Origin of the sequence: Peribacillus aracenensis, from assembly GCF_025175645.1 — a bacterium.
In the GTDB taxonomy this organism is placed as follows: domain Bacteria; phylum Bacillota; class Bacilli; order Bacillales; family DSM-1321; genus Peribacillus; species Peribacillus aracenensis.
Window position 1 is genome coordinate 1 of record NZ_JANZMJ010000063.1, and the last position, 6,910, is coordinate 6,910.

Sequence of the window (6,910 nt, forward strand, 5' to 3'; positions counted from 1 at the left end):
GTTCAGCCTGGTCGTATTGTTATCATCCATTATCGTCAAGGGGTTAATGGGTTAGACTCTATTTTTGAGTTTAGATTTTCGTAGTAGATGGTGGCGGCGAGGAGCGCCGCCATAGAAGTTTCTTATGGAACTAACGGGGCAGGATAGTTGCATAAGGATTGGAGAATTAAGCTATAAAAATTATGAATGCGGGTGGATGTATATTGAAACTTCCTAACGGAGTAACTGGTTTTTATAATGCAAAACATAATAAGCCACCAACAATTGATGGGAAACAATTTAAACAGCAATGTTTTAGTATCATTAAAAGGAATAACGGAAAAGTGTTGGAATTCATAGAACCACAGTTTGCAACTAATTTTTTAAATGTCGAAGTTAAAGTTTTCAATAAACATTTGCATATATTGCTTAATGAACACTATCCTTTTTTAGCTTTTGCTTCTTTTGTTGATTTTGAAAATATTATTTTTATTGATGAACCCGAATTATCGAAACAGTTTAGCCCTTTTTATAAGGTTTTGGGTATGGAGGAACTTAACGAACAATTATACATTAAAGAGGGTACTGGAAAGATTATTTTTAAAAATGATAATGAATTGAACAGTGCTGAATTGGAACAAATAGCTTATTGGAAGCCAAAAAGTACTGGAGAGGTGATCTTTAACTTTTGGGATTAGAACTAATAATGCTATTGAACAAACGGATGATTTAGCTGAAGATCGGAGCAGTCTTTAAGGCAGCTTTTTTTTATGCAACTAAAGGGGCAGGTTAGCATTCCTGTAGTTCGTTATTTTTGAACTTTGATAAAAATAGGGCTCCTCAGTAAGATATGAGTAAGACGCGACTCTAACTCAAAACCTTAGGAGGAACCCTTACTATGAAGTTTAAAATGCAGGACAAACAAAATCAACTCATTGAACGAATTTCTGATCGACATCTCGTTGTTGGCGTAGATATTGCCCAACATTTCCACGTTGCTCGAGCCGTAAATTATCGAGGAATCGTAGTAGGCAATCCTCTTACTTTTGAAAATAACGAAGAAGGCTTTAACAGATTTCTGGAATGGATCAATAAACTAAAAGGTAAAAACAGCTTAGACACAACTATAGTCGGCATGGAACCTACAGGTCATTACTGGATTAATCTATCGAAATGGTTATCTAACGAAAAGATTGATGTCGTAACAGTCAATCCTCACCTTGTAAAAAGAAATAAAGAAAATCGAGATAACACTCAGTCCAAAAGTGATAAAAAAGACGCTCTCGTGATTGCGGATATGGTGAAGAATGGATACTATACCTTTGTTCGTTCAACTCCAGAGTCTTTCGAAAAACTTCGAGTCCTTATGTCTAACCGTGACGTAATCGTTAAACGTCTCGTTAGTTCTATCAACCAATTAAATCGTTGGGTAGATGTTGTTTTTCCTGAGCTACGACAAGTGTTTAAAGATGTGAAATGCAAAGGGGCTATCGCAACTCTACGATTATTCCCGACACCAATCGAGTTACGATCGATGGAACCTCAAGATATTGTGGCTAAATGGAAATCGGTAATGAAGCGTCAGCCTGGGCTGAAAAAAGCTTATCAACTTATTGATTTAGCTAAGCGTTCTATCGGATCGAACCAAGCACATGATGCTTACAAGCTACATATAGAACAACTACTGGAAGAGTATGATCTAGCTACAACGCAACTCGAAAGAGTGGAACAAGAAGTCACTAACGTGCTTCAACAAATTCCTTTCGCAAAGAAAATGCTGGCTATAAAAGGGATCAGTGAAATCTCTTTAGCTGGTATTTTAGGGGAGGCTGGAGATTTAAGTGGATTCGACCACGGTAATTCTCTACTTCGACATGCAGGGTTACATCTTTCCGAGGCGAGCTCTGGTAAATGGAAAGGACAAATTGTCATTTCTAAACGAGGGAGATCCAGACTGCGGCGTTTCTTATACTTAGCGACGATGAGCCTTGTCATGAATAACCCTGAGTTTAAAGCGTTGCACGCCAATAATGTTAAGGTGAAAAATATAAAGAAAATGAAATCAATTATGAAATTGGTTGGTAAACTGGCTCGAATATTTGTAGGCATAGCCAAACGAAATGAATCGTATTCTCCAGAAAAATTACAACTTTTTTCAGCTCTGGCAGCGTAGTTTTTATTGAATAAATCATGCTTTTCAGGTTCTCGAAGGGAACCACTTAAAAATCATTAGACTTGATTTTCAGCTTATCTTTTGTCGAATGTTTTCTTATTCGTAGGATTTTAAAGATGCACGGAGTACCAGATTAATTGAACAAAAGGGCACTGACCCATTAGGTTAGCATAACTGGCCTCCACCCCTTGGATAGGCATGACGAAGGAATGAGAGGGCATATTTTTTTATGACCCGTTGAGATATGGGAGGGAAAGCCTCCAGGGGCGGCGTGGAGATTACGTGCATTATATGGTAAAATACGGAGTTATCTACTACTCCTTTATTTAACTATGTCTCCACGAAGTCATAATAATCTAAGCTCATTGCTTTTAACCGTTAATGTATTTTCAAGGGTTATGAAATCCTGCGAATAAGTGAGCATTCGAGAGATATAGCTATCATACTGAGGGAGTTCAATGAGAGTATGTAAAGATTAGTAAAAAAGGACGTTTAGAAATTCTTCCAAACGTCTTTTATTTAATTAGCTTTAACTATAAAGGTAAGAAACTATTCACCTTTAAGTTCAGATGATTCAATGGTGGTTACCATCAGCTCTCGTTCGTTTTCTTGCTTGCAGACATGGAAGCAAGCGCAGATTCATTGAACCCTTTAACGATGAGCCATACTGCTAAAATCATTTCATTAGCTGCTACTGGAAGCGCCAAAATAGCACCCCAAACAGAAATTTGCTGAATTACACCGAACATTACCAACAAGGCACAAATAAAAACAAGAGTTGCCCCGGTCATACCCAAGATTGGTATAAACCTGGGTAAGAGATTGGTTTTGTAAAATATATAACTGTACATCATCGTATTTATACCCAACATGAAAAGGGGACCAAGCATAAATGTCCAGTCATGTATTGCTTTTAATACTATACCAGAAGTTTGAAAAGATGCGGTATCCGGGGCTCCTGCTGCGACAAATTCGCGGCTTAAAGTCAACAAGGACAGTACGCTGATTACACCAATAGTAATGACAATCGCTTCAAGAAACCTGAAGCAAACATGCCAAAGCGCAATAGTTTCATTATACCTTCTTAAAATTGGAAACATTGTAGTTGCAGTACCAATCGCTGAAGCGACAAGAATTAATTCCATAAGCGCTCCCAGTGTCACCTGGTTGGCATGTTCAGAACCATTAATCAGATAATCCGGACCATTTAGGATAGGCTTGTATAAAATTAGACCTATTATTGCTGTAACTGCTGCAAGTATAAACAGTACCCCTACAATTTTTGCGCTCTTTTTGGTAGGATTCATTTGTTCATCTCCCTTCTTTAAGTATAGTGATAAGACTAATAACCCGTTGGGTCCCAAACAAATTTAATACTTCAGCTACTTGTTATTTATCATATTACCGAGCTTACTCCAATTATTACTCTAATATTGTCGGGATTACTGTAGTCAAAATTAATGCCGTTACTTCAACTATCGGGTGCGTTAGTTCTATAGGCGTAAAGGAAGACCACAATAAGTGGTCTCTCTTTTATTTGTTCAAAAATCAACATTTCTCTAGCTCGAACTTAATCGGGGAAGGAATTTTTTTGCCTTTCGCAGGAACAGCTGTTCGTATATAATGGATGTAAAGGAGGGATCTTTCTGATGAGTACAATTCGTGATAGAGGGCTCGTTAAATGGCAAGCAGCATTAATTATGCCAGAACATAAAGCTTTAAATAAGAAAATAGGTGAGGTTGATTACTTCTTAAATAAAAAACCTATCCTCGATGAATACCAGGTTGAAGAGTTTGAAAACAATATTCATTATGCAATGGAATTTCATTTACCGATAAGTTTTAGATTGCATAACGAGGGAAATCCAAAAGAATTGCATGGTTATTGTGTGTACATACATCCTTTCACGAAAGAGTTACGTATTCAAAAGAAAGATAGCTCCTTTGAGTATATTCAGTTTAGTGACATCATTAGTGTAATTGTTGAGGATTAATAAAAGCCCTTCTTTAAGTGAGAGGGGCTTGTTTTTTGGTTTTAATTAGGCTTAACATTTTTAACTAACTCCGTGATATCAATATCTTCGTTATAAATCACCTTATCTATTTGAAAATCTTCACTAGCAGCGAACTTAATTTTAATCTGCTGAATCCATTCGTATGCAGCTATAGCAGCCGTCCAGTCAGGATCTTTTTTATAAGCTGAATTTAGAACAGGGAAGCTTCCACCTTGTAAAAACTTAGTTCCTTTTGAATGTAAGTACACTTTGATATTAATGTTCACAATAATACCTCATTGACCCAAGAGTTTTTAGTTTTACAATATTAATTAACATAAAAATAGTGTAAACAGGTTTAGTAATTATAATAACAGGGTAATAGTATTTTTGGTATACAGTAATAGGGGGATTAAATTATGAAGGGTTCACTAGAAACATATAAATTTTTGGAATTCATCCAAGAAAATAAAGAGGATTTTGAAGGTTCATTATTAAACGAAGCATTTAATGTGAAAGACAAAATTGAAGAAATTTTAACAATCGGTAATATTGACCTGATAAATAATGCCCATAAGCTGGTTCAATACATTATTAAGGGTGAAGAACAAGAACTTCAATCATTTGCTAAACAAGAAGGTATAGCTTGGGCGACACACGAAATACCGTTATATTTCAAATTAGAGTGGGTACAAGCCATTCGAAGAACCTTGTGGAAGTTCCTACAAAAATATAATGAGGTACAGAATAAAGTTATTACTGAAGAATTTTTTTTGGTAGAAGAACAAGTTAATAATCAAGTAGATAGGTTTTTAAATGTGTTTTTTATCACCTATTCTCAATACAAAGATTCGTTGATAATGGCTCAAAAAGAATTGGTTGAAAATCTTTCGGTGCCTATAATACCAATAACACCCACTATATGTATTTTACCCCTAATTGGTGCGGTTGATCTTTACCGGACGAATATTCTCGAGGAAAAAGTTTTAATAGAGATTGGAAAATTACGTATTCAAACATTGATTATGGACTTATCTGGAATTATGGAAATGGAACCTGAAGTAATGAATCATTTAATGAAGATTATTGACGGCACTTCATTAATGGGATGCACCACTGTGATTACCGGGTTAAGGGCTGAAGTGGTTAGAAATATGATAAACTTAGGAATGAGATTAAATGAAAAGGCACAAACATTAGGAACTTTACAACAAGCACTGAATAAATTCTTATTAAATTAAACACGGAGAATCTTAGAGGAGGGTCGCTTTGCCGACTCTTTTTTCTTATCCAATATATTCTAACCAATTGCCTAAATATTTTTTCCTATTCAGCAATTATATTTTGGTATAAAAACTATAGTTAGTGAATTTAGTATTTAATTCAATAACAATCAATTGGTTTTCATCTTCAACTAAAATACCCGGTTAGTAGCATAAATAATGAGCTGCCTTAAAGACAGCTCCGATCTTCAGCTAAGCACCCGTTAGTTGATTAAAAATTTTTTAAGATACTTATGTTGCTTTAGAATAAAGTTCGATCAAATTGATACTAATACCCATGATAAACGAACAAAAAGAAAGAGGATGATTGGAAACGGGAGACAATACAGGAGAAGATCCGTCGGCAACAAATCGAGAACGACCATCATAATGAAAAACACTCCCGAAGGAGTGTTTACCGCTTCAGTTCAAAAAGGTAAAATCCATAATCTGTGGAAACACCTGTATAACCCATTTGCCTAAGCATTGCGGTAATATTACCACGGTGATATGTGCCGTGATTTACCACGTGCCTAACGAGATCGTTGTAATTAGCCCGCAACACACCGAATTTAAGCGGATACTCAGATATTGCCTCTAAATCAGATTGGTGGTTCAAGATAAACTCTTCATATTGAGCCGCTATTTTAGCAAAGTAAGCCTCAAATGCATCGAGCGTGGCATCGTTTACCTCTTCACGCGAGCTCGTCATTGCTGCATAGATGTCCTCAGGACTTTCATGGGACATTATGCTGAGCCATGTATTATCCACAGAATAGATATGTCCTAATGCGTCGCTGATGGTAGGAAATACACTTTCTAGAGGTCTATGGTACAGATCATCAGGAAGTTCCTTTAAATGATCAAAAACTCTTTTATTAGCCCAAACATGGTAACGAAATAGCTCAAGCGTATCGTTCATTATATCCCTCCTAGATCCTGATGTTTTTTCGATAGTCATCGAAATGGATCCTTCAACTATTATGCACGATGAAATGGATCCTTCAACCATTATGCTCGATTTTTTTTCAGAAGAATTCCCTTGACCATCCTTCTGTCCCTAACGGGTGCTTAAGTTACCTAACTTTAATGAAATGTCTCTAATTAAACTGTTTCTTTCCTTTTGAGTTTTGATAAAGCTGATTAAAAACCAAGCAATAAATGGTATTGGAATCAAATAAAATAGTGTACCAGTAAGTGCCATGAAGTCTACCCAATTCATTGTTTCACTCTTCAATCTTTCTATTGGGGATTATAGCATAAATCCCCAGAAAGAAATTTATGAACAGTACGACTACACTGTGCTTGTGGAACTATCCTGCCCCGTTAGCATTCCTGTAGATCGTTAAATATCAGGTTTGAAAAAAATAGAACCCCTCAGTAAGATACGAGTATAGAGACCAATCTAACTCAAAGTCTTAAGGAGGAAGCCCTACTATGAATTTTAAAATGCAAAACAAACAAAATCAACTAATTGAGAGAATTACGGATCAACATCTAGT

At 36.0% G+C, this 6,910-nt stretch carries 7 protein-coding genes; 4 read left to right on the forward strand and 3 right to left on the reverse strand.

Annotation, left to right across the window (positions count from 1 at the left end; genetic code table 11):
- Positions 1-203: 203 nt before the first annotated feature.
- Both N0M92_RS28610 and N0M92_RS28615 read left to right on the forward strand, forming a co-directional pair.
- On the forward strand, positions 204-677 hold the full coding sequence (locus tag N0M92_RS28610) for a hypothetical protein (RefSeq protein ID WP_260288953.1): 474 nt from the start codon (positions 204-206) through the stop codon (positions 675-677).
- Between the two features lie 200 nt (positions 678-877).
- Entirely contained in the window at positions 878-2,152 is a 1,275-nt protein-coding gene (locus N0M92_RS28615) for an IS110 family RNA-guided transposase (RefSeq protein ID WP_260288954.1), read from the forward strand.
- A 590-nt stretch (positions 2,153-2,742) separates the two neighbouring features.
- On the opposite strand, the gene N0M92_RS28620 is transcribed toward N0M92_RS28615, so the two are convergent.
- On the reverse strand, positions 2,743-3,459 hold the full coding sequence (locus N0M92_RS28620; RefSeq protein ID WP_260288955.1) for a DUF4386 domain-containing protein: 717 nt from the start codon (positions 3,457-3,459) through the stop codon (positions 2,743-2,745).
- 342 nt (positions 3,460-3,801) lie between these two features.
- On the opposite strand from N0M92_RS28620, the gene N0M92_RS28625 reads away from it, so the two are divergent.
- Complete coding sequence (locus tag N0M92_RS28625) at positions 3,802-4,146, forward strand: YolD-like family protein (RefSeq protein WP_260288956.1); 345 nt, start codon at positions 3,802-3,804, stop codon at positions 4,144-4,146.
- Positions 4,147-4,187: 41 nt separating this feature from the next.
- Here N0M92_RS28625 and N0M92_RS28630 read toward each other — a convergent pair whose 3' ends face one another.
- Positions 4,188-4,433 carry a hypothetical protein gene (locus N0M92_RS28630; RefSeq protein ID WP_260288957.1) on the reverse strand — a complete coding sequence of 82 codons (246 nt, stop codon included), beginning with the start codon at positions 4,431-4,433 and terminating at the stop codon, positions 4,188-4,190.
- 132 nt (positions 4,434-4,565) lie between these two features.
- Here N0M92_RS28630 and N0M92_RS28635 point away from each other — a divergent pair, with 132 nt between their 5' ends.
- Positions 4,566-5,387: an STAS domain-containing protein gene (locus tag N0M92_RS28635; protein ID WP_260288958.1), complete on the forward strand. Its 822-nt coding sequence runs from the start codon at positions 4,566-4,568 to the stop codon at positions 5,385-5,387.
- Positions 5,388-5,823: 436 nt separating this feature from the next.
- Here the strand turns inward: N0M92_RS28635 and N0M92_RS28640 are convergent, their stop codons facing one another.
- Positions 5,824-6,330, reverse strand: a complete 507-nt coding sequence (locus N0M92_RS28640; protein WP_260288959.1) for a DinB family protein — start codon at positions 6,328-6,330, stop codon at positions 5,824-5,826.
- Positions 6,331-6,910: the final 580 nt, after the last annotated feature.